This window comes from Microvirga antarctica (genome assembly GCF_017921815.1).
Taxonomy (GTDB): domain Bacteria; phylum Pseudomonadota; class Alphaproteobacteria; order Rhizobiales; family Beijerinckiaceae; genus Microvirga; species Microvirga antarctica.
The window spans coordinates 205,226-230,244 of the sequence record NZ_JAGEMM010000002.1; the positions used below are offsets into that span (position 1 = coordinate 205,226).

At 62.5% G+C, this 25,019-nt stretch carries 28 protein-coding genes; 9 read left to right on the forward strand and 19 right to left on the reverse strand.

Annotated elements, in window-relative coordinates; all coding sequences use genetic code 11:
- Positions 1-224 precede the first annotated feature (224 nt).
- A complete protein-coding gene (locus J4G32_RS08320) occupies positions 225-830 on the forward strand; it encodes a BRCT domain-containing protein (RefSeq protein WP_210485726.1) in 606 nt (201 codons plus the stop codon).
- A gap of 119 nt (positions 831-949) precedes the next feature.
- On the opposite strand, the gene J4G32_RS08325 is transcribed toward J4G32_RS08320, so the two are convergent.
- From J4G32_RS08325 to J4G32_RS08410, 18 genes are all read right to left on the reverse strand, one after another.
- Positions 950-1,960 (reverse strand): zinc-dependent alcohol dehydrogenase family protein, encoded by a 1,011-nt coding sequence (locus tag J4G32_RS08325; RefSeq protein WP_246504920.1) that lies wholly within the window; start codon positions 1,958-1,960, stop codon positions 950-952.
- 11 nt (positions 1,961-1,971) lie between these two features.
- Positions 1,972-2,796 carry a citryl-CoA lyase gene (locus tag J4G32_RS08330; RefSeq protein WP_210485727.1) on the reverse strand — a complete coding sequence of 275 codons (825 nt, stop codon included), beginning with the start codon at positions 2,794-2,796 and terminating at the stop codon, positions 1,972-1,974.
- 17 nt (positions 2,797-2,813) lie between these two features.
- Entirely contained in the window at positions 2,814-3,725 is a 912-nt protein-coding gene (locus J4G32_RS08335) for a polysaccharide deacetylase family protein (RefSeq protein WP_210485728.1), read from the reverse strand.
- Between the two features lies 1 nt (position 3,726).
- Positions 3,727-4,623 (reverse strand): polysaccharide deacetylase family protein, encoded by an 897-nt coding sequence (locus J4G32_RS08340; protein ID WP_210485729.1) that lies wholly within the window; start codon positions 4,621-4,623, stop codon positions 3,727-3,729.
- Positions 4,613-5,377 (reverse strand): ABC transporter ATP-binding protein, encoded by a 765-nt coding sequence (locus J4G32_RS08345; RefSeq protein ID WP_246504921.1) that lies wholly within the window; start codon positions 5,375-5,377, stop codon positions 4,613-4,615. Before J4G32_RS08345 ends, J4G32_RS08340 begins: the two co-directional genes overlap by 11 nt.
- A complete protein-coding gene (locus J4G32_RS08350; RefSeq protein ID WP_210485731.1) occupies positions 5,367-6,137 on the reverse strand; it encodes an ABC transporter ATP-binding protein in 771 nt (256 codons plus the stop codon). Before J4G32_RS08350 ends, J4G32_RS08345 begins: the two co-directional genes overlap by 11 nt.
- Entirely contained in the window at positions 6,134-7,114 is a 981-nt protein-coding gene (locus J4G32_RS08355) for a branched-chain amino acid ABC transporter permease (protein WP_210485732.1), read from the reverse strand. Before J4G32_RS08355 ends, J4G32_RS08350 begins: the two co-directional genes overlap by 4 nt.
- Before the next feature lie 8 nt (positions 7,115-7,122).
- Positions 7,123-7,980, reverse strand: a complete 858-nt coding sequence (locus tag J4G32_RS08360) for a branched-chain amino acid ABC transporter permease (protein ID WP_210485733.1) — start codon at positions 7,978-7,980, stop codon at positions 7,123-7,125.
- 33 nt (positions 7,981-8,013) lie between these two features.
- A complete protein-coding gene (locus tag J4G32_RS08365; RefSeq protein ID WP_210485734.1) occupies positions 8,014-9,153 on the reverse strand; it encodes an ABC transporter substrate-binding protein in 1,140 nt (379 codons plus the stop codon).
- 35 nt (positions 9,154-9,188) lie between these two features.
- Positions 9,189-9,860: a cysteine hydrolase family protein gene (locus tag J4G32_RS08370; RefSeq protein ID WP_210485735.1), complete on the reverse strand. Its 672-nt coding sequence runs from the start codon at positions 9,858-9,860 to the stop codon at positions 9,189-9,191.
- Between the two features lie 113 nt (positions 9,861-9,973).
- Positions 9,974-10,729, reverse strand: coding sequence for a GntR family transcriptional regulator (locus J4G32_RS08375; protein WP_281413540.1), 756 nt, complete (start codon positions 10,727-10,729; stop codon positions 9,974-9,976).
- 86 nt (positions 10,730-10,815) lie between these two features.
- Positions 10,816-11,745 (reverse strand): isocitrate lyase/PEP mutase family protein, encoded by a 930-nt coding sequence (locus tag J4G32_RS08380; RefSeq protein ID WP_210485737.1) that lies wholly within the window; start codon positions 11,743-11,745, stop codon positions 10,816-10,818.
- Positions 11,742-12,653 (reverse strand): isocitrate lyase/PEP mutase family protein, encoded by a 912-nt coding sequence (locus J4G32_RS08385; RefSeq protein WP_210485738.1) that lies wholly within the window; start codon positions 12,651-12,653, stop codon positions 11,742-11,744. The genes J4G32_RS08380 and J4G32_RS08385 overlap by 4 nt, the downstream gene beginning before the upstream one ends.
- A gap of 16 nt (positions 12,654-12,669) precedes the next feature.
- Positions 12,670-14,082, reverse strand: coding sequence for an acyclic terpene utilization AtuA family protein (locus J4G32_RS08390; protein ID WP_210485739.1), 1,413 nt, complete (start codon positions 14,080-14,082; stop codon positions 12,670-12,672).
- On the reverse strand, positions 14,079-14,381 hold the full coding sequence (locus tag J4G32_RS08395; RefSeq protein ID WP_210485740.1) for a DUF4387 domain-containing protein: 303 nt from the start codon (positions 14,379-14,381) through the stop codon (positions 14,079-14,081). The genes J4G32_RS08390 and J4G32_RS08395 overlap by 4 nt, the downstream gene beginning before the upstream one ends.
- A 91-nt stretch (positions 14,382-14,472) precedes the next feature.
- Positions 14,473-15,648 (reverse strand): CaiB/BaiF CoA transferase family protein, encoded by a 1,176-nt coding sequence (locus J4G32_RS08400; protein WP_210485741.1) that lies wholly within the window; start codon positions 15,646-15,648, stop codon positions 14,473-14,475.
- A 319-nt stretch (positions 15,649-15,967) separates the two neighbouring features.
- A complete protein-coding gene (locus tag J4G32_RS08405; protein ID WP_210485742.1) occupies positions 15,968-16,165 on the reverse strand; it encodes a hypothetical protein in 198 nt (65 codons plus the stop codon).
- A 118-nt stretch (positions 16,166-16,283) separates the two neighbouring features.
- Complete coding sequence (locus J4G32_RS08410; protein ID WP_210485743.1) at positions 16,284-17,171, reverse strand: PhzF family phenazine biosynthesis protein; 888 nt, start codon at positions 17,169-17,171, stop codon at positions 16,284-16,286.
- Between the two features lie 290 nt (positions 17,172-17,461).
- Here J4G32_RS08410 and J4G32_RS08415 point away from each other — a divergent pair, with 290 nt between their 5' ends.
- Both J4G32_RS08415 and J4G32_RS08420 read left to right on the forward strand, forming a co-directional pair.
- Positions 17,462-17,887 (forward strand): YeeE/YedE family protein, encoded by a 426-nt coding sequence (locus tag J4G32_RS08415; protein WP_210485744.1) that lies wholly within the window; start codon positions 17,462-17,464, stop codon positions 17,885-17,887.
- 3 nt (positions 17,888-17,890) lie between these two features.
- Complete coding sequence (locus J4G32_RS08420) at positions 17,891-18,349, forward strand: YeeE/YedE family protein (protein WP_210485745.1); 459 nt, start codon at positions 17,891-17,893, stop codon at positions 18,347-18,349.
- A gap of 90 nt (positions 18,350-18,439) precedes the next feature.
- On the opposite strand, the gene J4G32_RS08425 is transcribed toward J4G32_RS08420, so the two are convergent.
- A complete protein-coding gene (locus J4G32_RS08425; protein WP_210485746.1) occupies positions 18,440-18,892 on the reverse strand; it encodes a baeRF12 domain-containing protein in 453 nt (150 codons plus the stop codon).
- Between the two features lie 328 nt (positions 18,893-19,220).
- Here J4G32_RS08425 and J4G32_RS08430 point away from each other — a divergent pair, with 328 nt between their 5' ends.
- From J4G32_RS08430 to J4G32_RS08455, 6 genes are read left to right on the forward strand one after another with little or no spacing between them, the layout of a single operon-like run.
- Positions 19,221-19,769 carry a RidA family protein gene (locus tag J4G32_RS08430; protein ID WP_210485747.1) on the forward strand — a complete coding sequence of 183 codons (549 nt, stop codon included), beginning with the start codon at positions 19,221-19,223 and terminating at the stop codon, positions 19,767-19,769.
- Between the two features lie 2 nt (positions 19,770-19,771).
- Entirely contained in the window at positions 19,772-20,530 is a 759-nt protein-coding gene (locus J4G32_RS08435) for an SDR family NAD(P)-dependent oxidoreductase (RefSeq protein ID WP_210485748.1), read from the forward strand.
- A gap of 46 nt (positions 20,531-20,576) precedes the next feature.
- Positions 20,577-21,641 carry a pyridoxal-phosphate dependent enzyme gene (locus J4G32_RS08440; protein WP_210485749.1) on the forward strand — a complete coding sequence of 355 codons (1,065 nt, stop codon included), beginning with the start codon at positions 20,577-20,579 and terminating at the stop codon, positions 21,639-21,641.
- A 21-nt stretch (positions 21,642-21,662) separates the two neighbouring features.
- The gene (locus J4G32_RS08445) at positions 21,663-23,237 is read left to right on the forward strand and encodes an ABC transporter substrate-binding protein (protein WP_210485750.1); all 1,575 of its coding nucleotides are present in this window, start codon (positions 21,663-21,665) and stop codon (positions 23,235-23,237) included.
- A gap of 10 nt (positions 23,238-23,247) precedes the next feature.
- The gene (locus J4G32_RS08450; RefSeq protein ID WP_210485751.1) at positions 23,248-24,168 is read left to right on the forward strand and encodes an ABC transporter permease; all 921 of its coding nucleotides are present in this window, start codon (positions 23,248-23,250) and stop codon (positions 24,166-24,168) included.
- The gene (locus J4G32_RS08455) at positions 24,161-25,018 is read left to right on the forward strand and encodes an ABC transporter permease (RefSeq protein ID WP_210485752.1); all 858 of its coding nucleotides are present in this window, start codon (positions 24,161-24,163) and stop codon (positions 25,016-25,018) included. Before J4G32_RS08450 ends, J4G32_RS08455 begins: the two co-directional genes overlap by 8 nt.
- Position 25,019: the final 1 nt, after the last annotated feature.

The following is a 25,019-nucleotide window of genomic DNA, read 5'->3' on the forward strand; positions in this document are numbered from 1 at the left end:
ACACAGACACCGCGCTCTGTCGATGTTGCGGTCTCCAGCGACGCGGTCGCAGCGCCTCACCCATCCTCTCCGATCGACGAGTCCCGCCCAGACTTCCTGATCACGCACACCGACCCACGCATCAGGCCCTGGCTTTCGACAGAGCAGAAACCTCGCTGATCCTTGCGACAGACTTGCTCCGGATTTGAAATGCTATTACGTGTATTGTCTGTGTGGGGGCAATCATGAGTAGCGAATTTTACAACAAAGTCGGTGGCGACCGCATCTCGTCGCGCCAGATGGATGAATTGATCGGCGTGGCACGAGGCTTGGCGGCAGACAACAAAATCAATCAGGAAGAGGTCGAGTTTCTCCAGAAGTGGCTTGCTGCAAACATTCATATCAGCGATCAACCGCTGATCCGGACTCTCTACCAGCGCGTCAATGATATTCTTGCGGATGGCCTTGCAGACGAGGTCGAGCGGGCTGAGTTGCTTGACACGCTCAATAGGTTTTCGAGCCGAGACTTTGAACTCGGAGAAATCCTCAAGGCGACAACTCTCCCGCTTTGCGACCCAGCGCCAGTCCTCTCATTTGCAAATAAGCGATTTTGTTTCACAGGGACGTTCGGCTACGGGCAACGCAAACACTGTGAGCAAGCGGTGACGAGCCGCGGGAGCATTGCCGGTCCGCTGAACCAGACGATCAACTACCTCGTCATCGGGGTTTATGCGACAGAGTCGTGGAAGCACTCTTCGTTCGGCCACAAGATCTTGAAGGCCGCGGAATGGCGGGCGAGGGGCGTGCCTGTTGCCATCGTCTCGGAGGAGCACTGGACGCGGCATCTTTGAAGCCACGGGCTGTTCAACGACAGCCACTCAGTGCCGTCCATCACCGGACCTCTCGTGTCGGACAGACCATCGCAGCATTATCCTGTGCGCCGCCGCATGACCGCACCGCCACTCGAATCTCAAAACGTCAGAACGATCTTTCCGAAATGCCGGCCGCGCTCCAGCGCCAGAAGGGCGTCGCCAAGCGCTGTCCACGGGTAGATTGAATCGACGACGGGCTTCAGGTGATTGAACGCAATCGCCCGGTTCATATCCTCGAAGGATTGCCGCGATCCGACCGAGATGCCGCGCACGCGCGCCCGTTTGCGGAAGATCAGCAGCGGGTCGACCGTACCCTGCTGTCCGCCCAGATAGCCGATGGCGCTGATCTGGCCGGCGAGGCGGAGCGACAGCAGGGATTGGGTGAAGGTCTGCGCCCCTCCGACCTCGATCACATGATCCACGCCACGTCCGCCGGTGAACGTCAGGACGCTGGCAGACCATTCCGGCTCGCGCCGATAATTGATGAAGCACGACGCGCCAAGGGCGATGGCCTTTTCGCCTTTCTCGTCGCTGCCTGAGAGGACAATCGCCCGCGCGCCGAACATGACGGCGAACTGCAACGCGAAAATCGCCACGCCACCTGTTCCCTGGACGAGCACATCGTCTCCGGCCTTCAACCCGCCCTCGGTGACGAGCGCATGCCAGGCGGTGACGGCCGCACAGGGAAGCGTTGCGGCTTCTTCGTCGGTCAGGTGATCCGGTACGCGCACGACGCCGTCCTGATCGAGCGCGACAAACTCCGCGAGCACGCCCTGGAGCGCGCCGCCGAGTTGACGTGAGGGATCCGCGAGATCCGCCGGTCCGCCCAGCCAGCCCTGCCAGAATGTTCCGCACACCCTGTCGCCGACGCGCACGCGCGTGACGTCGGCACCCGCGGCGACAACGATTCCGACGCAGTCGGATAGCGGCACGAGGGGGAGTGGAAACGCGCGGCTGAAGATCCCCGTGACGATTTCGTAATCGCGATAATTGATCGACGCAGCCTTGACCTGAATGATCACCTGATGGGGAAGCGGGCTGGGCGTTTCGCGCTCCACCACATGCAGATGGCCGAGACTCCGTCCGCCGTCGAGAACCATCGCTTGCATGGTCACAGCCCTTAAGTCGGCTCTGAGAGCGTGCGCGGAGCCGGGCCCTCGTAGGTGTAGCGCGACGATTTCGGCACAGGTCCCTTGATGCGCTCTTTCCGTGTGCTTTGCTCCCATGCATGCGCGACGATGCCGAGACTGCGCGAGAGGACCAGAAGGGCGCGGCCCATGGGCGGATCGAATCCGAGTTCGAGATAGACAGCGCCTGCCGCCGCATCCACGTTCATCGGAATGGGTTTGCCCTTGGCGGCCGCAATCGCCGCCTCGACCTGCTGGGCCATGCGCACATACTTTCCGTCGATGTCGCCGCGGCGCACGGCCTCTTCGGCGAGTTCCAGGACACGGGGCGATCGCGGGTCACGCTGATGGAAGCGGTGGCCGTATCCCGGAACGAAACCACCATAGACCTTGGATCGCTCGAGCACCTCGCGCCCGAGGGCTGCGGGATCGTCGGTTGCGACTGCATCATCGACAAGACCGCGAAGGAGCTCCATCGACTGCTCGATGGCGCCCCCATGGATGTCGCCGAGAACGCCAACGCCTTCGGCGACGGCCGTGTTCATGGAAACCCCGCAGGTAATGGCCATCCGGGCGATGGCGATGCTCGGCGCATGGGGCCCGTGATCGACCCCGCCCAGCATCGCGGCCTCCAGCAAGCGAGCTTGTTCTGCGGTCGGCAGATCGCCCCTCACCAGAAGCCAGAGCATGTCGATGAAGCCGATGCGGCCGATCAGCTCTTCAATGGCATAGCCGCGCATGCGGATGGAATTGGGCTTCACCTCGCAGATCGACGTGCGCCACCAATCGGCAACCTCGGCATTTTGCGTATGATCCATCGGCTGGCTCCTGTGGGTCAGATCTGTCGGGCTTGGCGGGCGAAAGTGTCAGCCAATGTTCCGGCGGTCATGATGTCGACGGCCGGATGCGACTGTGCGTGCTCAAGGACTTCGCGAAGATAGCGGATCCGATGCGCCGTTCCGAAGACCCAAGGATGAACGCCAATGGCGAGCGCACGAGCGCTGTCCGCTGGCGCCCCGGCAAGCCCTTCGATCGCGTCGGCGACGAGACCTGGAAAGCGCTCGGCCGAGACCCTGCGAAGCGCGAGCGTTTGCACGTCGTCCCACTCGCTGGGGGCAGGGAGCGCGATCAGACCCGGCGCGTCGAGCTGCAGATAAGGCTGCTCGTCGTTCGCCCAATCCATCGTGTAGGAAAAGCCGGCCTCGCGCAGCAATGCGGAGGTGCGCGGCGTGTTGCCGAAATCCTGCGACAGCCAGCCGCGCGGCTGAACACCAAAGGCGCTCTGAAGGGCGTCGCGTGACTGCAGAATGTGATCGCGCTCCACCTCTGCGCTCATATGGCTGGTGATCATCCGGTTGGCGGTCAGGCCATGCGCCGCAATCTCGTAGCCGCGCGACGCGATCGCGCCAACGATCTCCGGATGCGCCTCGATCGCGCCCGCCCCGATGGCAGCCGTCACCGGCACGGCGAGGTCGTCGAGAACCTCGAGCACCCGGTAGAGCCCGACGCGGTTGCCGTACTGGCGGTAGGACCAGGTTCGGTAATCGGGCGTGAACGTCCCGAACTCGCCTTTGAAGCGCGGCTCGCGATAGGCCCCGTCTGGCGTGAACAGCTCGTAATGCTCGATCTGCAGAACGATGTAGAGAGCAATCGGCTTGCCGCTCGCCAGCCTGAACGGCGCCCGGTCCGGCACCGCCGAGTAAGGATAGATCGCATGGTCCATGCCGGGGCGACGTGCTGTCGGCATCTCACGTCTCCTGCGGCGAAGAAGCCGCAGCGGTTTGCGACAGGTACCAGTCGGCGATCTCTTCTCCCGTCGCCATCCATACCCGGTCATGCGAGCGGATATGGGAAAGCGCCCTGTCGAGATATTTCAGCCGGTGCGGACGGCCCATGATGTAGGGATGAACGGCGAGGTTCATGATCCGCGGATGCACCGCACCCTCGCGGTAGAGCGTATCGAACATATCACGCGCCATGCGCTCGAATTCCGGTCCTTCACCCGCTCCGGCGTAGATGACCGAGTCGTTGAGGTCCATCTGATAGGGCAGGCTGAGCAGCCTGCCGCGACGCACGCTGATGGGCGTCGGCTGATCGTCATGATAGAAGTCGCAATAGTATTTGATGCCGGCTTCGGCCACGAGATCAGGCGTGTTGAGCGTGTGGGAGGCTGCGGGCGAGAACCATCCGGCAAGCTGCCGCCCGGTCAGACGGCGGTAGGTCTCGACGCAGTCGGCGATCATCGCGCGCTCTTCGTCTTCCTCGTAACCCCAGAGATATTGCGTGTTGTAGATGCCGTGGCACATGTAGTCCCAGCCACGGCGCTCACAAGCCTCGAAGATCGCTGGATAATGTTCGAAATTGGCGAGGTTGAGTGAGACGGTGCAGCGAATGTCGTGGGCATCCATGACCTCGAACATCCGCCAGAGTCCGACACGATTGCCGTAATCCTTGGTGGCGTATCCCAGCACATCGGGATGGGGCGTACGCGGCCATGGATCGCGCACACGGACGGGGTCCGGCAGATATTCGTAATGCTCGATATTGGGACAGACCCACACGGCGATCTGTGCATCGTTGGGCCAGCGGAAACGCTCGCGCGAAACGATCGGGCCGCCAAGAAAACGAGCAGGGTCAGTCAGCATGGCTGATCTGCTCGTCCGAGCGGCCGAGATAGGCGCCGGCGATCTTGGGATCGTCGATGAGATCGGATGCCTTGCCGCTCATGATCGTTTTCCCCTGATCGATCACGAACGCCCTGTCGGCGATCTCAAGCGACATCAGGGCATTCTGCTCGATCAGCAGGATTGTGGTCTTCGTGTTGCGCAGGCCGGCGAGGATCTCGAAGATCCGATCGACGAATTTTGGCGCAAGGCCCATGGAAGGCTCGTCGAGCAGAAGCAGATCGGGCTTGCCCATCAGTGCACGCCCCATGGCCAGCATCTGCTGCTCGCCGCCCGACAGCGATCCCGCCATCTGGGTGCGCCGATCCTTCAGGACCGGAAACAGGTCGAAGACATTGGTCATGATGGCCCCAGCCTCGCCCTTGGGCGTGCGCTCCAGCGCACCCAGTTCGAGATTCTCGATGACAGACGATGCGGGGAAGACGCGGCGCCCCTCCGGTACGACGCCGATCCCCATGCGCACGAGATGATGCGTGGCGATTCCCACTGTGGAGCGCCCGCGGAAACGGATCTCCCCGCGGGCGATCTCGACGGAATTCAGGATGGCTTTGAGCGTCGTCGTCTTGCCGGCGCCGTTTGCGCCGATGAGAGCAACGAACTCGCCCTCGCGCACGTCGAGATGCACATCGCGCAGGGCGCGGATGCCGCCGAAATTCACGGCGAGCTGACGCACCTCGAGGAGAGGGGTGCCGGCCACTGGCGCTTCAGGCTGCATGACGCCTCCGTCCGAGGTAAGCGACGATGACATCCTCGTTCCCCTGGATCTCGCGCGGCGTTCCCTCCGCGATGTTGCGTCCAAAATTGAGCACACTGATATGGTCGCACACGGACATGACGACGCGCACCGCGTGTTCGACAAGCAGAATGGTGACGCCCCGCGACACGATTTCCCGAAGGATGCTGACGACCCGGTCCATTTCGGTCGGGTTCATGCCGGCAAGCGGCTCGTCAAGCATCAGGAGCTTCGGCTTTGTGGCCAGCGCGCGGGCGATTTCGAGAAGACGCTGCTCGCCGTAGGGCAGACTTCCCGCGATAGTCTCGGCACGATGGGAGAGGCCGACATCGGAAAGGAGCCCCATCGCCTGTTCCTTCGCGCGGCGTTCGGCCGGCCCGTTGCGCATCAGCAACGCGGAGCCGAGGCCGTAGCCAAGATGACGGTGTTCGCCGATGAGGACGTTGTCGAGCACGGTCATCGCGCGGAATAGGCGCAGGTTCTGGAAAGTGCGCGCAATCCCGGCGGCGTTGACGACATTCGACCGTCGGCCCGCGACATCTGTGCCGCCGATACTGACGCTGCCGGCATTTGGCTGGATGACGCCCGTCACGACGTTGATGAAGGTCGACTTGCCCGAACCGTTGGGGCCGATCAGGCCATGAATCGTGCCTGGCCGGATGGACATGCGAACGTCGTCCAGGGCCGCGAGCCCACCAAAGTTCTTGCAGAGACCGGAGACAGTCAGCAGGCTGTCGGTCATGGCTGCGCCTCCGTCGAGACGATTTTCTGGTCGGCCCTGTCTTTGCGCTCGGCGAGTCTCGCGCGGACCACCGATCCGAGAGAGATAAGACCGCCGGGCAGGAAGAGCATGACTACGATGACGATGACGCCCCAGATGAGATAGTAATAGTCTTGGAGAGGGCGGAGAACTTCGGGCAGCACGTAGACGACGAAGCTGCCGAGGATCGAGCCCGCGATGCTTCCGGTGCCGCCGATGATCATCATCATGAAGATGCGGATGGAGACGTCGAGCGAGAAGCTGTCGGGATTGAGGAAGCGGATGTAATGGGCGTAAAGCGCTCCGGCAAATCCGGCCAGGGCTGCCGATATGACGAAGGCCGACACTTTCGTGATCCGGACGTCAATGCCCATGCAGGCGGCCGCAGTCTCATCGTCCTTGATGGCCTTGAGCGCCCGTCCGAAGCCGGATGCCACCAGCCGGATCATCAGATAGACGATGAAGGCAAGGCAGATCAGCACGAAATAATAATAGTTCAGGTTCGACGTCAGGTCGATGCCCGGCAGATAAGGCCGGAGGATGGGCGCAACGCCGTCGATCCCGTTGGTGAGAAAAACCCAGTTGATCGACAGAAGCTGTGCGATGGACCCGAACGCGATGGTGATCACCGCCAGGAAATGGCCGCTCCAGCGCAACGCCGGAAATCCAAGCAGCAAGCCCGATGTGGCGGTGAGGAGGATCGCCATCGGCGCCGACAGCCAGAAGGGCCAGCCCTGGTACACGGACAACAGGGCGGACGTGTATGAACCGATGAGAAAGAACCCGGCATGTCCGAGCGAAATCAAACCGCCGTAGCCGCTGATCAGGTTGAGGCTGAGGGTCAGGATGGCGAAGATCACCACCATGATCATGAGATGAAGCGCGTATTCCGACAGGAAGATGGGAATGACGATCGCCGCGATTATAACGGCAAGCCCGAGCGGATTGAGACGGCCCATGCGCGATCTCATCGGTGATGGGGGAAGAGGCCTTGCGGCCGAAACAGCAGAACGAGGATCAGCGCGAGAAATGTGAAGACCTCCCGGTAATGCGACGAAATGTAGAAGCCCACCAGATTGTCGAGCACGCCGATGAGAAGGCCGCCGATCAGCGCGCCGATATAGCTTCCGAAGCCGCCGATGATGGCCGCGATGAAGGATTTGATCAGCAGCGGCAGCCCGAGGCCTGCCGACACATAGATGATCGGCGCAAGAAGCACGCCGGCAAACCCTGCAATTGCCGCACTCAGGGCAAATCCCTGGGCGATGGTGCGGTTGACGTCGATGCCCATCAGCTTGGCGGTCTCCCGGTCTTGGGAGACAGCGCGAAGACGTTTGCCGAAAGAGGTCTTCTGGGACAGAAAATGGAGGCCGATCGCCAGCACGATCATCGAGGCGATGACGACAAGCGACTGGCGTGGAACCACGATGCCTGCAAGCGACAGGGGCTTGCCGGCGATCAACGGCGGGAAGGAATAGGGCTGCCCGCCGTAGATGATTTTGGCAGCGTCCGACAGCACGATCTGCAGCCCGATCGTGACCGTCACGATCGTCATCTCCGCCGCGCCGATGACGGGGCGGATGACGACTCGTTCCGTTGCATACCCCACGATTGCCGGCAACAGAACCGCCAGCGGGAGAACCATCCAGAGCGGCCAACCCAGCGTGACGTGGCATGTCAGCGCCACGAACATGGCGATCACCACAAACTCACCCTGGGCGAAATTGACGACCGAGGCAGTGTTCCAGATCATGACGAAGCCGAGCGCTATGAGAGCGTAGGCACAGCCCGTCGCGATTCCCGAAGTGGCAAGCTGAAAGAACATGGGGTTTCCGTATCTGACGCTGCTGGGCCGCGGCTACTCGCGAACCGAGACGACTTCGGGAACGAGATCCTTGTTGTAGCGGATGACCACCGATGCGTGGATCATGTCGCCGGTTGGCGCGGACGGGTGGTAGGTGCCCTGCACGCCCTGCCAAGTGTCGACCGACTTCAGATATTTCAGGATGGCCTCGCGGGTCGGACCCACTTTGCCAATGGCATCGACGATCATGTTGACGGAGTCAAAGTAGATGACCGAGTGACCGATCGGGTCGCGGTTGAAGCGCTTCTGGAACTCGACATTGAAAGCCTTGGACTTCTCGTCAGGTTTGGTGTGGACCCAGCTCAATGGCCCAACGACACCTTCGGCATTCGATTTTGCAAGATCCAGGAAGATGCTGTCTGCCGAGTTGAACGCGAACAAGCCACCATAGCCAAGATTGTTGAGGTCCTTGATGAGCAGCGCGCCTTCGGGCTGGTTGCCGAGATTGACCACCACGTCGACACCAGACTGGATCAATCGGCCGGCGACCGAGGTGAAGTCCTTGTCGCCTACCGCATAGGAGAGTTCCACCGCCGGATCGAGGCCGTGGGTCTCTTTCAGAATTTTCACGAAGACGTCGCGACCGCTGCGGCCAAACTCGTTATTGGCATAGGTGACGCCGATCTTCTTCTTGCCTTCCTGCTTGACCAGGTAATCGGCCATCGCTCCCATCCAATCGGTGTCGGTCGAGCGGGCACGGAAGATGTGCTTGTGACCCTCCTGCGTGATGCGCTGCGCCACCGATGACGTGAATTGCGGGATGCCTGCCTCTGCGCCGACGAACAGGGTTGGGTAGGTCACGCTGGACCAGTCCGGTCCCATGAAGGCAACGATCGACTTGTCGCCGACGAGACGCCTGATGGCGCTCAGCCCCACGTCAGGCTTTGCCTGATCGTCGACAACCACGAGTTCGAGGGGTCTCTTGGAGCCGTCCGGCAGAGCAACGCCGCCCTTTTGATTGACGAGATCCACCGCCCACTGCGCTGCCTCGCGAATGCGCTCGCCGTTATTGGCGCCGGGGCCTGTCAGCACCGCATCGAGACCGATGCGCACGGGCTCCTGAGCCAGTGCAGGCAGCGATGCGAGCGTTACGAAACCTGCCGTCAGATAGGAGAGAAAATTACGCCGTTTCATCGTGTTCCCGTCCTTGTTGTCATTGGTAAGCGTGTTTATTCCGCGGCGCGGCTCAGTGATCCCTGCTGCCAGATATCCAGCAGCTCTTTCGAGGTCGCCATGGGATATCGGGCCTCGCACAACCGCATCGTGCCTTCATGGAGGATCTTGTTGGGGCTGGTGATCAGATCGTGGACCACCACCATGTAGTAGTCGTGGTAGGATCCGCCCCTGATGGTGGATTCAACGCAGCCCTCGCTTGTCGTTCCGAGAACGACCAGCGTTTCGATGCCGTTGGCACGCAGGAGCTGATCGAGATTCGTGTGCACGAAGGCATCGGGCCGGAACTTTTCAATGACCAGATCTCCGGCGCGCGGAGCCAGCCCGTCGACAAGCTGCGCGCCCCAACTGCCCTTCAGCGTGTAGTCCGGACTTTTGCCGTCGCGGCATTTGAAGCGGAGCCACGCCGCGCTGTCGCTCTTCCCTTCGGGCAGGGTCAGCTGGTGGATGAACACGGTGCGGATGCCCATGTCCTGGGCGCGGTTGACGAACGACACGAGATCCGGGAGCACGGCCTGCGTGCTGCTGAGATCCTTTTTGTGGCGCGCGAAATGACCGTCGGGATGGCAGAAGTCGTTCTGAACATCGACAACGACCAAGGCGGTCGTTGCCGGGTCGACCAACTCGGAAAGGGTGTCACGAACCGAAACGCCGTTGATGATCTTCATCAGCCCCTCTTACGCTTCATGGCAGAGCACGGCCCAACAGGCCGATAATCTTGTACGGACAACCGTACGACCAAAGAGCGCGGTCCGTCAATGCAGATGACGAGACGACTGGCTTATTTTGTCGGGGGCCGATTCAGGCGCAGGTGGTAGGTGAAGCGATCCTTCGGATGGTAATTCAGCGTCACTTCAATCGGTTGAGACCGGGAGCAGCGATAGCGGCGCACGATCTGCAAGCCCGCAGCATCGGGCTTTACTGCCAGCATGCTCGCAATCTCGGGCACGATGTTGATGGCCGAGATCTCCTGCTCCACCGATTGAAGCTCTTCCCCGTGCCGGTTGATGATCATCTCGTAGTAAGTGGCGGCTGCCGGCGTTTCGTTGGCGATGTCGGTAAACCGATCGTCGATGTAGATTTCGGAATAGGCGATAGGGCGCTTGTCCGCGCCCACGATCGATCGCACGCCCCGCAAGCGAATCCAGCGATCGCCGGCCGCACATCCGAGAAGCCTGACATCCGCCGGGGTGGCCACGATGTGCACGCGGTCGATGAGCCGAAGCACGGTCTCCGTGCCGTAATGCATCAGCCCCGATACGGAATCGAGCGACATGAGATAGTTGCTCTGCGTTTCAACCGCAGTGACCCGCGTCCCAATCCCGTGCGCCTTGTGGACGAGGCCCAGTTCGCTCAATTGGCGAAGCGCCTCGCGCACGGTTGCCCGACTCACGCTGAAGCGTTCGCACAGAATACTTTCCGGGGGGAGCAGATCTCCGACCGCGTATGTCCCGGCTGCGATGTCGCGCATGAGAGAATCGGCGACACGCGCATAGCGAGGCTGCTTCGATGGGCCGAGCGTTACTGACAATGTCATCCCTCATGACGAATTTTGAAACGCAGGCTTAAGCTAATCGCTATATCAAATCAATTACAGAGCCGTGATCGGATTGCTCGCGGTCTTCACTTCCCAGGGCTTGTTGGCGGCACCGCGAAACGCTTCTCGGTCGCCGTCCAGGTCTCGTAGTCGAACAGCGACCACAGCTCACGGTGATCGACCATTCGGTCCTTCCACGACGCGGTGGTTCCGTCCCTGGAGAGAGCCGCCAGCATGTCGGCTCCGGCGCGGGCGATCGTTCGGGTCAGCGCGTTCGGATAAATCACGATGCGGAAGCCGAAATCCTGAAGTTCGGCTGCCGGCGTGATCGGTGTGCGACCCCCTTCGACCATGTTGGCAAGGACCGGACGGCTGATCTCGGTTGCGACCCGCTTGAGTTCGCTCGCACTCTCGGGCGATTCGACGAACAGCACGTCGGCACCGGCCTCGGCGTAGATCTGCGCGCGCTCGATTGCTGCGTCCAATCCCTGCTCGCTGCGGGCATCGGTTCGGGCCACGATGATCAGATCTTCGTCAACCCGCGCATCCACCGCCGCCTTGATCCGCCCGACCATTTCGTCAACCGACGCGAGTTGCCTGTCTGCCTCATGCCCGCATTTCTTCGGCCACATCTGATCTTCGATCTGAATGGCGCTCACGCCTGCGCGCTCGAACTCGCGTATGGTGCGGATCACGTTCAGAGGACCGCCATAGCCGGTATCGGCGTCGGCAATCAGCGGGATCGCGACCGAGTCGGCAATACGTTTCACGCGATCCAGGATTTCGCCGAAAGACATAAGCCCGACATCCGGGGCGCCGAGTGCCGAGATTGATACGCCGGAACCGGTCACGTAGAGCGCGCCGAAGCCCGCTCTCTCTACCAGCCGTGCGGTCAGGCAGTCGAAGGCGCCGGGAGCAACGACGATCTTGCCGCTTGCGACGGCATTGCGCAGACTAGCATTTCGTCCGGCCGCTATACGCAAGCCGAGCGGGTAGGATGTGGCGCTTCCACTCATGGTTCCCCGGTTCCTTCGTTGAATTTCCGCCGCAGCTGATCGGGTGAGAGAAACCGGCGCTCGAGGGCCTGCACGTCATCCATACCGATGAATTGCTGGAATTCCTTGAAGTCGGCGATCCGATCCTCGTAGCCGACGATGCCGCCGTTCTGCCTGACTGTTGCCAGCACGCTGCGCATCGCATGGACGCTTGCCAGCAGCACAGTCAGGGAGAGGCTGACGCGTGCGACGCCGGCTTCCTGCAATTGCGCGAACGTGAGTGCGCGCGACGTGCGACCGCCCTCCACGAGAGAGACGCCCAGCGAACCAGACAGCCCGGCCCGAATGGCCCTGATCTGCTCGAGCGTCTCGATGGCGTCGACGTAGACCATCGTGGCGCCGGCGGCGAGATATTGGTTGCCGCGGGCAATCACGCCCTCCACGCCCTCGACAGCGAGTGCATCGGTTCGTGCGTTGATGACAAAATCGGGATCGCTCAGCGCGTCGCGGGCCGACTGGATCTTCAGGCACATTTCCTCTGATGCGATGAGTTCCTTGCCGGCGAGATGGCCGCACCGCTTGGGTGCCACCTGGTCTTCCAGATTGAAACCGGCAACGCCGACCCGCTCAAAGGCCCGCGCGGCGTAGTGGACGTTCACCGCATTGCCGAATCCCGTGTCAGCATCGGCCATCACGGGGACGTTCACGGCGTCCACCATCCGGCCCGTCCGCTCCACCATTTCACCGAGACCGATCAGGCTGTAATCGGGGAGACCGAGGGTCGTCACGCTGATACCGAGACCGGTACATTGAACGGCGTCGAAGCCGGCGCTCTCCACGATCTTGGCGCTGAGTGGATCATAGGCTCCGGGCATGACGAGAATCGTGTCAGACTCGATCAGACCCTTCAGCCGCGTGGTGTTTCTCACATGACTCTCCCAACCTTCAGGCCGCGCTGTCGGACGTTACGGTTTCGATGTGCACCGGGAAGAGATCCGGCAGGGAATCGCAGTCCATGATGTGATAGGCCGAGAACCGATAGGCCGCGCCTGCCGGGAGTTCCGGCGGGGTGAACGGAAACGCGATATTGCCACCCGTCGACAGGCGGCCTGCGAAGCCATGGTGAAGCAGATACTGCTTCGACACGCTGATGACGGACCGCGCGAGTTCAGCCGTGCTGGCGATGCACTCAACGAGAAAGAACACTTCCGCAGCGTCGCCCTTTGGCTGGGTGGGGAACAGGCTGACGGCGTTCTCACCGTAGATGCGGAAGAAGAGGTCGTAGGTCCCATCGCCCGTGGGCGGCACAATCTCATTGACGATCTTGCGGACCTCGGAGACGATCTCGGCCGAATTGGCAATGACCCGGGGATCGCAGGACCCTGCGCAGAGAATCGCCCGCTCGCCCACCCATTCGGAGGCCTCGATCTTGACCGTGTACTGCTCGGCCGGATGCCATGTTGCGCCGGAGACGCGCGTGCGGCGCTCGTCGATGGCTTCGAACTTGGCTTCACCCACGTTCAGCATGCCCTCCGGTTCGTAGACCGAAAGCGGATCGGCCTGTTCGTAGAGAGAATGCGCCGCAACTGAAAGCGGTGTCGCGGCACGGGCCGGATTCATGCTCTCCAGGGTAAAGCTGTCGCCATCCAATGTCCCGAGCATCGCGTCGCGGCCGCCCGGGATGCAGCAGATGGAGGTGCACTCGATGATCTTGGCCATGTGGACAGAGGCGGCGATCGGATAGCCGAGCATGATGGGGGCAGCCGCGAACACCGCCGTGTCGCAGGCCCGTCCGGTCACGATCACGTCCGGTTCCATTTCCATGGCGCGAATGAAGGCCTCCACGCCCATCTGCCCGACGATGTGCTTGGCGCGCTCGACGTCGATCTCCGTCAATGCAGGCATGGTCGCAATCGGTTGAGTCCGACCAGCGGCAATCATGCTTTTCAGCAAGTCGCGGGGGATGTCGGCCGGAATCCATGCCAGTCGAAACGAGCGGCCGTTCTCTCGGGCGATGGTTCGGATCATCGCCAGCGTCTGTTCGAGATGCGGCTTGGCGCCGGCAGTACCCGCAGTGCCGATCACCAGGGGAATGCGCGCATCAAGCGCGCTCAGCAGCACCAGCTGCAGGTCGCGCTTGGTGATCGACGGGGCGGTCGCGAGGTTCCCTGAGCCGAGATAATAGGGCCCGACATCGATAGACCCCATGTCGCAACCGATGATGTGAGGGTTCTGCGCCAGACCTTTCCGGAAAGCGGCTTCGGGAATCCCATAGCCGAGCTGGCCGGAAGCGGCGAGAACACGCATGGGTTTGCCGGGTCCCAATCCGGACTTCAGCAGGGCCGCCATTGCCGTCATAGCTCGATCTCCAGAAGGGGTTTGTGCTGCTGGGCCCCGTAGACGTCGGTATCGCCCGGCGAGCCGGCGATGACCGGCCGGTCGATGACGACCTTGATGGCAAGCGCCGCGCGGAACGGAATGACCACCACTGTCGAGGGCGAAACGCCATAGGCTTCGGCCACACGAGGCGCTGTCAGTGCTTCGGATTGCAGGGCGATCTCGAAAGCATTGCTGTCGGCGAACATCAGGTCGACGGTCACCTGGAGGGGACCTGCGTTCTTGCTTCTGAGAACCTTGGCCAGTTCGATCAGTTTCATGGCAACCCCTTTGACTCCATTCCGGCACGCGCCTCGGGACGGATTCTCGATCCTAGTTGTACGGACATCCTTATATGAAAGGAGGTCGAGGTCAATTCGGATGCGGGGCGAGCGCGTCGATCTCCGCCTCGGACAGCCCCGCTTGTGCGAGAACGGCGCGCGTGTCCTCGCCCGGCAGCGAAATCCGGGTTTCGGAAGGCGGATCCCAGGTTTCCATTCTCAGGGGCATGGTGGGAATCGCGATCGTCGAGCCGTCGAGCAGCGTCGTCTGCGTCAGTTGTCCCGATTGCAGCAGGTGAGGGTCCTCGAACAGATCTTCCGGCCGCCCGACGGGTCCGAAGGGCATGCGGGCCCGCTCGCAAGCCGCCACCAATTCGTCGCGCGTCATTCCCAGGAACATGCGCGCCACTTCGACGTCCAATTCCGCACGATGGGCACGTCGTCCTGCATTCGTCGCCAGATCGTCGCGCGAGGCGAGGTCGGGTCGGCCGAATTCGCCGCAGAACCTGGTCCAGGTTTCGTCGGTCGTGATGCCGACGAAAACGGGCCCTCCGGCTTTCGTCTCATAAATCCTGTAGATCGCCCAGGCGCTGTCCCGAACGGACATCGGTTGGACGGGCGTTCCCTGCAGGGCCGATTGCACCATGTGCTGGCCCATCAGGTAGACGGCGCTTTCGTAGAGCGCGCCCTGTACCAGTTGGCCCTGACCCGATTTGTCGCGCTCCCGAAGCGCGGCGAGAATGGCGAAAGCGCCGGCCAGGCCCCCCATCACGTCGATGACGGAGGCTCCGGCCCGAAGAGGCTGCCCGGGGGGGCCGGTCATGTACGCCAGACCTGACATGACCTGCACCACCTCGTCGAGCGCGAGCCGGTCCTCATACGGGCCGGCGAGAAATCCTTTGAGGGCGCAATAGATGACGCGGGGATAAAGGCGCTTGACCTGTTCGTAGCCCAGCCCGAGGCGATCCATGGTGCCGGGGGCGAAGTTCTCGACCAGAGCGTCGCTCGTGCCGATGATCTTGAGGGCTGCGTCGCGACCTGCATCGGTCTTCAAATCGAGCAGCACGCTCTTCTTGTGACGATTGTAGAATGAGAAATAGCCTGCCCCCGAGCCGCCCAGATACCGGGTCCGGTCCCCGTTTGGCGGCGTTTCGATCCTGATGACCTCGGCGCCCAGCTCAGCAAAGAGCATGCCTGCCGCTGGACCCATCACCGTGTGCGTGAACTCGACGATTTTGAGATCGGAGAAGGGGCCGTGCACACTCATTCCATCGCTCCGTCCATGACTCCGTAACCCGAAGGAGAACGATGGAATTAGAGAGATACGGACAACCTGACAAGTGAATTATCATCTTGATGGGCTGGTCGCATGTGCGTCTCAAACGTGAAGGCAGGCGAAAATCCGAAGAAAACACGAGATTCCACGGTCTCCACCGACCCGATCGAGAGCTTGCCCGAAATCGACTGGCCAGAAGAGATGCCTCCGACCGCCACTCAGATCGGCGAGAGGCACCGGGGCACTCCATGATTGGGCTGGCCCGCTGTTTCCGGGCCGAGACAAGCGCCGCCCCGGGGTCCGGTCTCTATCAGGCGGACGGGGTATGGGCAGGCCCGGTCCGCGTGACATAGACCGTCTGGCCATCGATTCTGACCTCGCAGCCCATGCCCTCAAGAATTTTCTCCATCGTCTCGCGATCGGAGAATTCCTGTGGAATGAGGCTTTCGGCAAAGCTCACGGTCTGGTCGATCCCAAGGGCTTCGATGGCAGCGATCGGATCGGTCATGGTGTACTCAGCAGCGTTTGCGGGCGCAGACAATGCCGCGCATTCTTTCTCAGGGCAATCCTTGCTCAGGGCAATCCTTGAACGCGCGGGAATCGCGCCAACCTTGCCGAGAGCTTCCTCAGAGCTGCGCATAGCCTTGCAGAACCGGGACGCAGCGTCCGGCCACCGTGGCGATGATCGCATCCTCGCGGCGGCTTGCCGTCAGGTGCAGGAGGCTCGGCCGGCCCATCTCCTCCCCCTGCCTCACCGTGTAACGCGCTTCGGCATTCGTGGTCAGTCGCAGCAACATTGCGCCCAGCGGTGCATTCGCACTGCCCGTCGCCGGGTCTTCGAACGTGCCGGCGAGAGGGGCAAACATGCGCGCGTGAAGGTGGTTGCCGTCGCGGGCATAGACGTGCAGCGAGAAGCGGCCGTTCAGATGGGGCCGCTCGTCGGCAGCGCGGCGAAACGCCTTCATGTCCGGCACGCAGCGTGACACAGCCGCCTCGGTGATCTGCGCAATCACGTAGGGATTGCCGACGGAGGCCAGGATCGGCCGATGGGCATCGACGACGATGTCCTGCGGATCGATCCCGATGCAGGCGGCGATCGTCTCGGCAGGCACCTCCTCGCCCAGGGAGAGCGGCTGCGGTGCCGTGATTTTTCCGCCCAGAACCTCACCGTCGGCATTTCTTTCGATCGCGACGGCCACCAGGCCCGCTGGCACCTCGAGGATCAGGGCATCGCGGACGACCTTGCTCGCTCGGGCGATCACGAAGGCGGTGCCAATGCTCGGATGGCCGGCGAACGGCATCTCCGTGGTCCGGTTGAAGATGCGCACGCGGGCCGTGTGGGCGGGATCCTCCGGCGGTAGCACGAAGGTGGTCTCGCTTAAGTTCATTTCCGCCGCGAGGGCCTGCATCTCGGCTGTCTCCAAGCCGTGCGCGTCCGTGAAGACGGCCAGCGGGTTGCCGCCGAATCGGCGCTCCGTGAAGACATCGACGGTTTCGAAAGCAACGCGGCGCATGGCCCAAACTCCAATGACATCGTCGGCGGTTGTGCCATGAATATTCGGGAGAGCGAAGGGCAAACGGGGAGGGTGGGACTGGCAAGATCTGCATCAGTGCGATCCCATGAAACCGGTGGATTGGACGGGCGGTTTCTGGGTGATTGATGCCGATCAAGTCCCGCGTTCTGAAACCCTGATAACCACCGGGCAAGCCGGTTGGACGGGTGCGCGCAGGCTTCCCCGTCGGTTATGATGCCTGCGAGCCACCCGACACGACGCGTGCCGCGGCGGCTGGCCAGGAGAGTTCAATGGAAGCATTCACCCCCGTGTCAGCGGTCACCGGCGGCATCATGATTGGTGCGGCGGCGGCGCTCCTCCTGCTGCTCATCGGACGCGTGGCGGGCATCAGTGGCATTGTGGGAGGATTGATCCCGCCGCGCCGCAAAGACGCTGCCTGGCGCGTCGCCTTTCTCGCCGGGCTCGTCCTGGCGCCTGCCGTCTACACGTTTGGCGGTAGCAGGGCGCCTTCTGTCTCCATCGACGCTCCGTTCGCGGTTGTGCTCGTTGGGGGATTGCTGGTCGGGTTCGGCTCTCGCCTTGGCGCGGGCTGCACCAGCGGACACGGGGTCTGCGGGATCGGCCGCGGCTCTCCGCGCTCGCTTGCGGCCACCGGCATCTTCATGGCGACCGCGATCCTGACGGTCTTTCTGACGCGCCATGTGTGGGGGAGCTAGATCGTGCCCGTGCTGTTGTCAGCCTTCGCGTCCGGCCTGCTCTTCGGACTCGGTCTCATTGTTGCGCAGATGATCGATCCGCAGAAGGTGTTGGGTTTCCTCGACGTCTTCGGCCGCTGGGATCCCAGCCTCGCTCTCGTGATGGCGAGCGCCGTTGCGGTGTCGGCGCTGGGCTTTGCGGCAGCGAAGCGTCTTCGGATCCCGCTCTTTGCCCGCAAGCTCGATATTCCGAACCGTCGCGACCTCGATGCGCGCCTCGTGATCGGATCTTCCCTGTTCGGGATTGGCTGGGGGTTGGTCGGTCTCTGTCCGGGCCCCGCCATCGTCAACATCGCTGCGGGGACGTGGCAAATCCTCGTCTTCGTGGCAGCCATGATGGTGGGCATGGGACTTGTTCGGTTCGTGCCACAACGGAAGCCGAGCGTGCCGCCGTCTCGCGCGGTTCCTTCAGTGGATGGATGAGCTCGGGTCAGGACCGCTTCGGCGTGTCGCGCACCGCGCAGGAATTGCGATGGCCTGGGTCGACATGGAATTCCGGAGGGCGCTTGGCGCTCAGAGGCTTCCTGCCAGATGATCCTCGATCGAGTCGATCGGATGTTTCGTCAGGTCCTTGTTGATCTCGCCCTGCACGCATCGCCGCGCCATCGCCGAGAAGCCCTTGCGCAACTCGGCCAATGCGCGGGGAGGGGCGGCCACGACGATGGATTTGACGGCTCCTGCCGCACAGACTGCGTTGACGGCCTCGGCAATGTCGGCCGCAAAGGTCTGCTCCGCCAGTCGGTGCCAATCGGTCTGTCCCATCGCGCTGCGTTGATCGAACATTGATGCTCGCCCGGGCCGGTCGGTGCCCTGAAGGTGGGTCGGCGGGTTGGGAGGCGCCTGAAAGACCCGGTCGACCTGGAGATTGACGAAGAGTTCATCTCCCTTGTTCTTCAGAAACAGGGCCTTGCGTCCATCGCTGATCACGACGAGTCCGTCATGCGGAATCCTGTAGGTTTTGGTCAAGGACGGCCTCCTCCGTGCGACGAGATGATGGATCGGGCAGCTCTGCCCGGCAACACGTCCCAGCCTCACCGCGCCATCAAAGCCACGATGCCGTGATTTCACATTGACCAGGGTCAATCGCGCCGAAGCTGTGAACATGATTCGCGGGCGGTGCGCGCCAGCGTGGCAGTGTCCTTGAGGACAACTGCGCTGTTTCTGCTGAAATCCCAGCGTCAGTTTATTGACATTACGTCATCTGCGCGCCTAATGTTCTCCTGCTGGGAACGTTATTCTTTAATTACGGAATAATGACTATCAGATGTGGGACAGCAGCCGAGCCTTCTAGGGCATGGCGCGACATGGACGCGACGTGGAAGAATTGACGAAACAAAGAACAACCGATTGCGGCGACGGTCCCTATCATCGCCTCGCCGCCATGGGCGTCGCGATGATGAAAGCGCCCGAACCGATCGGAAATTTCACGACCTTTGTGCGGGAGGGCAATCTGCTGTTCCTGTCGGGGCAGGGGCCGAGGGAGAGCGACGGGACGCTCCACGTCGGCAAGGTTGGTGCGGATGTATCCGTCGAGCAGGCCTATGCCGATGCGCGCCTCACGGGCCTGAATCTGATTGCCGTGATGCATGATGCCCTGGGCGATCTCGCGCGGGTCAAACGGATCGTGAAGGTCCTCGGCATGGTCAACGCCACGCCGGATTTCGCCGACCATCCCGCCGTCATCGACGGATGTTCGGATCTGTTCGTGGATGTGTTTGGCGATGCCGGACGGCATGCGCGCTCTGCTGTGGGCTTTGGCTCGCTCCCCATGCAGATCACCGTGGAAATCGAAGTCGTCGTTGCGGTGCACGACGCTGTCGATAAAGGCTCGCGGAGACCATGAGCATGTCGCAGGACAGCCTTTCAGGACGCAAGGTCGTCGTCACCGGAGGAAGCCGCGGAATCGGTAAGGCCGTGGCTCTCGCTTTTGCGCAAAATGGCGCATCGGTATCGATATGCGCTCGTGGGGTTGCGGCCCTCGAGGACACGCGCGCGATGCTGGCAAGGGCCGGAGGAACGGTGCATGCGGCGCGCTGCGATCTTTCCGACCCTCACGATATTCCGGTCTACGTCGCGGCCGCCGCCGAGGCGCTGGGCGGGATCGATATCCTCGTCAATAACGCGACCGGATCGGGCCTCTCGGATACCGAGGAAGGGTGGGACGCGTCCCTCTCCGTCGACCTCATGGCCGTGGTGCGCACGAGCGGCGCGGCGATGCCGTTCCTCCTGGAATCGAAAAGTGGCGCCATCGTCAACGTCGCGTCGATTTCCGGGCTCGCCGCCTCTCCGCGGACGCCGCCTTACGGAGCCGCGAAGGCGGCAGTTATTCAATACAGCGCTACACAGGCCTCGCAACTGATCCGCAAGGGCGTGCGCGTGAACTGCGTGGCGCCGGGCGCCATCGAGTTCCCCGGCGGCGTCTGGGATACGCGTCGCACGAGCGATCCCTCGCTCTACGAGAAGACCCTTCTGCGCATGCCCCTCGGCAGGCTCGGGCGTGCGGAGGAAATTGCCGAAATGGTCGTCTTTCTGGCCTCGCCGCGAGCGAGCTGGGTCGTCGGCCAGACCATTGTCGTCGATGGCGGACAATTGCTCACGCAATAACCGTCTTCGCGATCCGGACGAGCGCACCACCAAGGACTTCAAGGGAATGACGTCAGCTTACGATCAGGCGCCCACGCCACCGGCAGAAAGCTTCGGTTGGATTCGCGATCGCATCGCAAAGGTCCCGCGCGTTCCGATCGCGCTGACACCCACGCCGTTGCATGAAGCGCCCAATCTCGCCCGTGAACTCGGTGGCCCGCGCATCTTCGTGAAGCGCGATGACATGACCGGGGTCGCGCTGGGCGGCAACAAGCTCCGCAATCTCGAATTCCGTTTGGCTCACGCCCTGAAGGACGACCCCGATACGGTCATCGTCGGGCTTGACCTGCAATCGAATTCGGCCCGCCAGACGGTGGGGGCGTGCAACAAGCTCGGCCTGAAGACGATCCTCGTGCTGGAGGGGCGGCCGCCGCAGGCGGTGCAGGGCAATCTCCTTGTCGATTATCTGCTTGGGGCGGAGATTCATTTTGCGAGCGACCCGCAGGATCAGCGCCGCCTTCTGGACAGCCTCGCGCAACGATGTCGGGCGGATGGCGGTCGTCCCCACATCCTGAACGACAACCCGATGTTCGATGTGGCCTCGGCGATCGCCTATATCGAAACGACGCTGGAAATCCTCGAGCAGATGGAGCGCCTGAACACGCGGGCGACCGACATCTACATGTCGTCGAGCGGCAAAGGGCAGGCGGGCATCGTGCTGGCGCAGCGCATCACCAATGCGGGTTTCCGCATGCGCGGCATCACGGCGACATCGGAATTCCACGTCCCGTCCCGCACTGCTGCAATCGCCAATGACACGGCGCGCCTGCTGGAGCTCGATGTGGTGATCGGCGACAGCGACATCGACAATGACGGCGCGTATGTGGGCGAGCGCTACGGTGTGCCGAGTGCGGCCGGCATCGAGGCCGTGCGGCTCTTCGCGAGGACTGAAGGGATCGTGCTTGATCCCATCTACACCGGCAAGGCCGCAGCCGGCATGATCGGCCACATCCGCGAGGGCCGCTATGGTCCTGACGATGTCCTGGTCTTTGTCCATACCGGCGGCATGCCGGCGATCTTCACGTGGAACGACCTTTGGCGCGATGCCGGGGCGGCCGCGTCGTTTTCTTGAGCGCAACGAAGGAGGGGACTGATGAATCGCCGTGAAGTGTTGACTGGACTGGGCGGAGCCGCCGCCGTCGGAATGGTGATGCGCCCGGATATCCGGGCGTTGGCGCAAGCCAAGAAAGATGTGCTCACCTTCGGCCAGAGCACGGCCGTCCTGACGCTCGACCCGGCGCAGGGCAGCTTTACGGCCTATCCGGCGGGCTACGAGGCCGGTCTGTGCATCTACGACCGCCTGCTGGATTTCGATGCCGCGATGAAGATTGTTCCGCAGCTTGCGGAGAGCTTCGACCTCGCCCCCGATCTCATGTCGGCCACCATCAGATTGCGGCAGGGAGCGACCTTCCACGACGGCACGCCTGTCGACAGCGCCGCAGTGAAGGTCAATCTCGATCGCTTGATCGACAAGACCCGCAACCCGACCAACCGCCCGCTCTGGGACCCGCTCGCGAGCGTCGATACCCCTGACGCACGCACGGTTGTGATCCGTCTCAAGACGCCGTTCTCCCAGCTTCCCAACTCGCTGGCCCATGGATCAGGCTCGATCGTCTCGCCGGCAGCCCTGCAGCAATTTGGCGAAAGTGGCATTGCCAAGAACGCCATTGGTGCCGGCCCCTACAAGGTGGTGAGCTTTACGCCCGGCCAGGAACTGGTGCTCGAAGCCTATCCCGGCTACTGGGGCGGCGCGCCGGCCACCAAACGGCTCGTCTTCAAGGCCATCACGGAGGCGGCGACCCGGATTTCGGCGCTGAAGACAGGCGCGGTGGATGTGATCGACAACGTGCCGGTGGCACTTGTGGCCCAGCTCAAGCAGGATCCGGCGGTCGAGATCGTCTCCACGCCGGGGCTGCGGCCCATCGGGTTTGCACTCAATCTCACCCGCGAGCCGATGAAGGATCCCAGGGTTCGTCAGGCTCTCAATCTGGCAGTGCCGGTCAAGACCATCGCGGAAAAAGTCTTCTTCAACTTCGCCAAAGCGCCCGACTCACCGCTGGCATTCAACACGGCGGGATATTCGTCCGTGTCGCCGCTGGTCTACGATGTGGAAAAGGCCAAGGCGTTGCTGGCCGAGGCCGGCTATGGTCCGTCCAAGCCGCTCACCCTGAAGCTCTTCACGCCGCAGGGCTTGTTCCCCGGCGACGTCTCGGTCGCCGAAATCGTCGCCAACGCGCTGCAGCAGGTCGGCATCAAGGTCGAGATCACCAAGATCGAAGGCGCGTCCTATTGGGACGCGGTCCGGCAGGACCAGGCGAATGTGCAATGGGATCTGGCGATGTTCGGGTTCAACCCGTCGAACGCGTCAGGCCTCTACCATCTGGCTTCCCTGTTCAAGTCGAATGCGAACGACGCCGGAAAGCCTGACGTCTGGAACATGGCACGCTATCGCAATGCGGACGTGGACGCGCTTCTCAAAGAGGCTGATTCGACTCCCGACGCCGCCAAGCAGAATGCGGCTCTGGCCAAGGCGCAGGAACTGATCTGGAAGGACAATCCCTACATCTGGCTGCAGATCAACGAGAACGTCTCGGCGATCCGCAAGGGCACGACCGGCGTCGAGGTGTGGCCGATCGTCTTCACCATCGTCCGCCGCGCGAAGGTCTGAACAGTCGCCGATGTTGCGTTTCCTCGCCTTTCGCATTGCCCTGATCCCTCTCGTCGCGCTCGGCGTGGTCACGATCCTGTTCGTGATCTTCAAATCCGTGCCGGGAGATCAGGCATCGATCGTCGCGGGCGCGACGGCCACGCAGGCCGAGATCGAAAACATTCGCACGATGCTCGGTCTGGATCGTCCCCTGACCGAGCAATACGTCAAGCATATCGTGGGACTTCTGTCCGGCGATTTCGGCTACTCGTCCACGTTCCGCACCAATCCCCTGCCCAACATCATGGAGCGCGTGCCGGCGACGCTTCTGCTGATGCTCAGTTCCATCGTCGTCATGACCGCTGTCGGACTTCCCGCAGGGGTGGCGTCGGCTGCCTTTCAGAACCGCTGGCCGGATTATCTGATTTCCAGCGTCGTGGTGGCGTTGCTGGCGGTTCCGAATTTCTGGCTCGGCATGATCCTCATCGCGGTGCTGTCGGTCCAGCTCGGCTGGCTGCCGAGTTTCGGCTTGACCGGCGCCTTGTCGCTGATCATGCCGACGCTCGCCCTGTCGGCCCGTCTCATTGCACTTGTGGCACGCATGACCCGCGGCGTGGTGATCGAGGAAATGCGCAAGGATTATGCCCGCACCGCGCGCGCCAAGGGCCTCGATCGCCGCACGACGTTGACGCGTCATGTGCTGCGCAATGCGATGATCCCGATCGTCACGGTGGTCGGCTTGCAGGCGGGGTTCCTGCTCGGCGGTTCGGTGGTGGTCGAGCGGCTCTTCGCGTGGCCGGGGATCGGCGACCTGCTGCTGACCGGCATCAGCGTGCGTGACTACAACCTTGTGCAGGGCATCACTGTGCTCTTCGTGGTGGGATTCCTGCTGATCAATCTCATTGTCGAGGTGCTGTACACCATCATCAACCCGAGGCTCCGACATGGCTGATGCCGCCATCAGTGCCGCGGAGCCGAAAAAGCGGCGTTCTGCGCGGCGCAACGTCTATCTGACGACGGGTTCGAGCCTGCTCGCACTCTTCGTCGTGCTAGCGGTTTTCGGCGGGGCGGTGGCGCCATACGATCCCAATGCGCAGGATCTGATGGCCATCCTCGATCCGCCCTCCGCCAGCCACTGGTTCGGCGCGGATCAGGTCGGACGCGACATCCTCTCGCGCATCATCGTGGGAACCCGCGCGACGCTGTCGATCGCGCTGACGTCGGTCGCGGTGGCAGGGGTCATCGGCGTCGCCCTTGGGGTCGTCTCCGGCTATTTCGGCGGGTTCATCGATCGGGCCATCACGGTGGTGATGGACCTGCTGCTCACGGTGCCGAACATGGTTCTGGCGATCGCGGTTGTTTCTGTGGTCGGCGCCAGTGCTGCGGGGCTGACAGTCGCCATTACGGTCAGCTTCGTGCCGCCGCTCGCGCGTCTCGTGCGCGGCCGGGTCATGGAACTGCGCGACGAGGATTTCATCAGCGCGGCCCGCACCCTTGGCATCCGTCAGCCGCGCATTCTCGTCCGCCACGTGCTACCCAACGCGGTCTCGGTGATCGTCATCGAACTCAGCCTCCTGGCAGGGCAGGCGGTGCTGGTCGCCTCCGCTCTCGGCTTCCTCGGCCTCGGCGTTCAACCGCCCGATCCGGAATGGGGCTCAATGCTTGGCACCGCGCGGGAATACCTCACCACCGCCCCCCATCTGGTGATTGCACCGGGTCTTGCCATCACGCTGCTGGTCTTCGCGTTCAACATGCTGGGCGACGGGCTGCGCGACCGGTTCGATCCCAACACCTCGCCCTAGC

Coding starts and splice junctions, on each gene's coding strand:
- J4G32_RS08415 (WP_210485744.1), top strand. CDS start 17,462: ATGGAAGCATTCACCCCCGTGTCAGCGGTCACCGGCGGCATCATGATT.
- J4G32_RS08350 (WP_210485731.1), bottom strand. CDS start 6,137: ATGACCGACAGCCTGCTGACTGTCTCCGGTCTCTGCAAGAACTTTGGT.
- J4G32_RS08390 (WP_210485739.1), bottom strand. CDS start 14,082: ATGACGGCAATGGCGGCCCTGCTGAAGTCCGGATTGGGACCCGGCAAA.
- J4G32_RS08370 (WP_210485735.1), bottom strand. CDS start 9,860: ATGAAGATCATCAACGGCGTTTCGGTTCGTGACACCCTTTCCGAGTTG.
- J4G32_RS08375 (WP_281413540.1), bottom strand. CDS start 10,729: ATGACATTGTCAGTAACGCTCGGCCCATCGAAGCAGCCTCGCTATGCG.
- J4G32_RS08440 (WP_210485749.1), top strand. CDS start 20,577: ATGACGTCAGCTTACGATCAGGCGCCCACGCCACCGGCAGAAAGCTTC.
- J4G32_RS08320 (WP_210485726.1), top strand. CDS start 225: ATGAGTAGCGAATTTTACAACAAAGTCGGTGGCGACCGCATCTCGTCG.
- J4G32_RS08400 (WP_210485741.1), bottom strand. CDS start 15,648: ATGAGTGTGCACGGCCCCTTCTCCGATCTCAAAATCGTCGAGTTCACG.
- J4G32_RS08330 (WP_210485727.1), bottom strand. CDS start 2,796: ATGGATCATACGCAAAATGCCGAGGTTGCCGATTGGTGGCGCACGTCG.
- J4G32_RS08365 (WP_210485734.1), bottom strand. CDS start 9,153: ATGAAACGGCGTAATTTTCTCTCCTATCTGACGGCAGGTTTCGTAACG.
- J4G32_RS08345 (WP_246504921.1), bottom strand. CDS start 5,377: ATGCAGCCTGAAGCGCCAGTGGCCGGCACCCCTCTCCTCGAGGTGCGT.
- J4G32_RS08435 (WP_210485748.1), top strand. CDS start 19,772: ATGTCGCAGGACAGCCTTTCAGGACGCAAGGTCGTCGTCACCGGAGGA.
- J4G32_RS08430 (WP_210485747.1), top strand. CDS start 19,221: ATGGCGCGACATGGACGCGACGTGGAAGAATTGACGAAACAAAGAACA.
- J4G32_RS08395 (WP_210485740.1), bottom strand. CDS start 14,381: ATGAAACTGATCGAACTGGCCAAGGTTCTCAGAAGCAAGAACGCAGGT.
- J4G32_RS08355 (WP_210485732.1), bottom strand. CDS start 7,114: ATGGGCCGTCTCAATCCGCTCGGGCTTGCCGTTATAATCGCGGCGATC.
- J4G32_RS08410 (WP_210485743.1), bottom strand. CDS start 17,171: ATGCGCCGCGTTGCTTTCGAAACCGTCGATGTCTTCACGGAGCGCCGA.
- J4G32_RS08405 (WP_210485742.1), bottom strand. CDS start 16,165: ATGACCGATCCGATCGCTGCCATCGAAGCCCTTGGGATCGACCAGACC.
- J4G32_RS08360 (WP_210485733.1), bottom strand. CDS start 7,980: ATGTTCTTTCAGCTTGCCACTTCGGGAATCGCGACGGGCTGTGCCTAC.
- J4G32_RS08340 (WP_210485729.1), bottom strand. CDS start 4,623: ATGCTGACTGACCCTGCTCGTTTTCTTGGCGGCCCGATCGTTTCGCGC.
- J4G32_RS08445 (WP_210485750.1), top strand. CDS start 21,663: ATGAATCGCCGTGAAGTGTTGACTGGACTGGGCGGAGCCGCCGCCGTC.
- J4G32_RS08455 (WP_210485752.1), top strand. CDS start 24,161: ATGGCTGATGCCGCCATCAGTGCCGCGGAGCCGAAAAAGCGGCGTTCT.
- J4G32_RS08335 (WP_210485728.1), bottom strand. CDS start 3,725: ATGCCGACAGCACGTCGCCCCGGCATGGACCATGCGATCTATCCTTAC.
- J4G32_RS08450 (WP_210485751.1), top strand. CDS start 23,248: ATGTTGCGTTTCCTCGCCTTTCGCATTGCCCTGATCCCTCTCGTCGCG.
- J4G32_RS08325 (WP_246504920.1), bottom strand. CDS start 1,960: ATGCAAGCGATGGTTCTCGACGGCGGACGGAGTCTCGGCCATCTGCAT.
- J4G32_RS08380 (WP_210485737.1), bottom strand. CDS start 11,745: ATGAGTGGAAGCGCCACATCCTACCCGCTCGGCTTGCGTATAGCGGCC.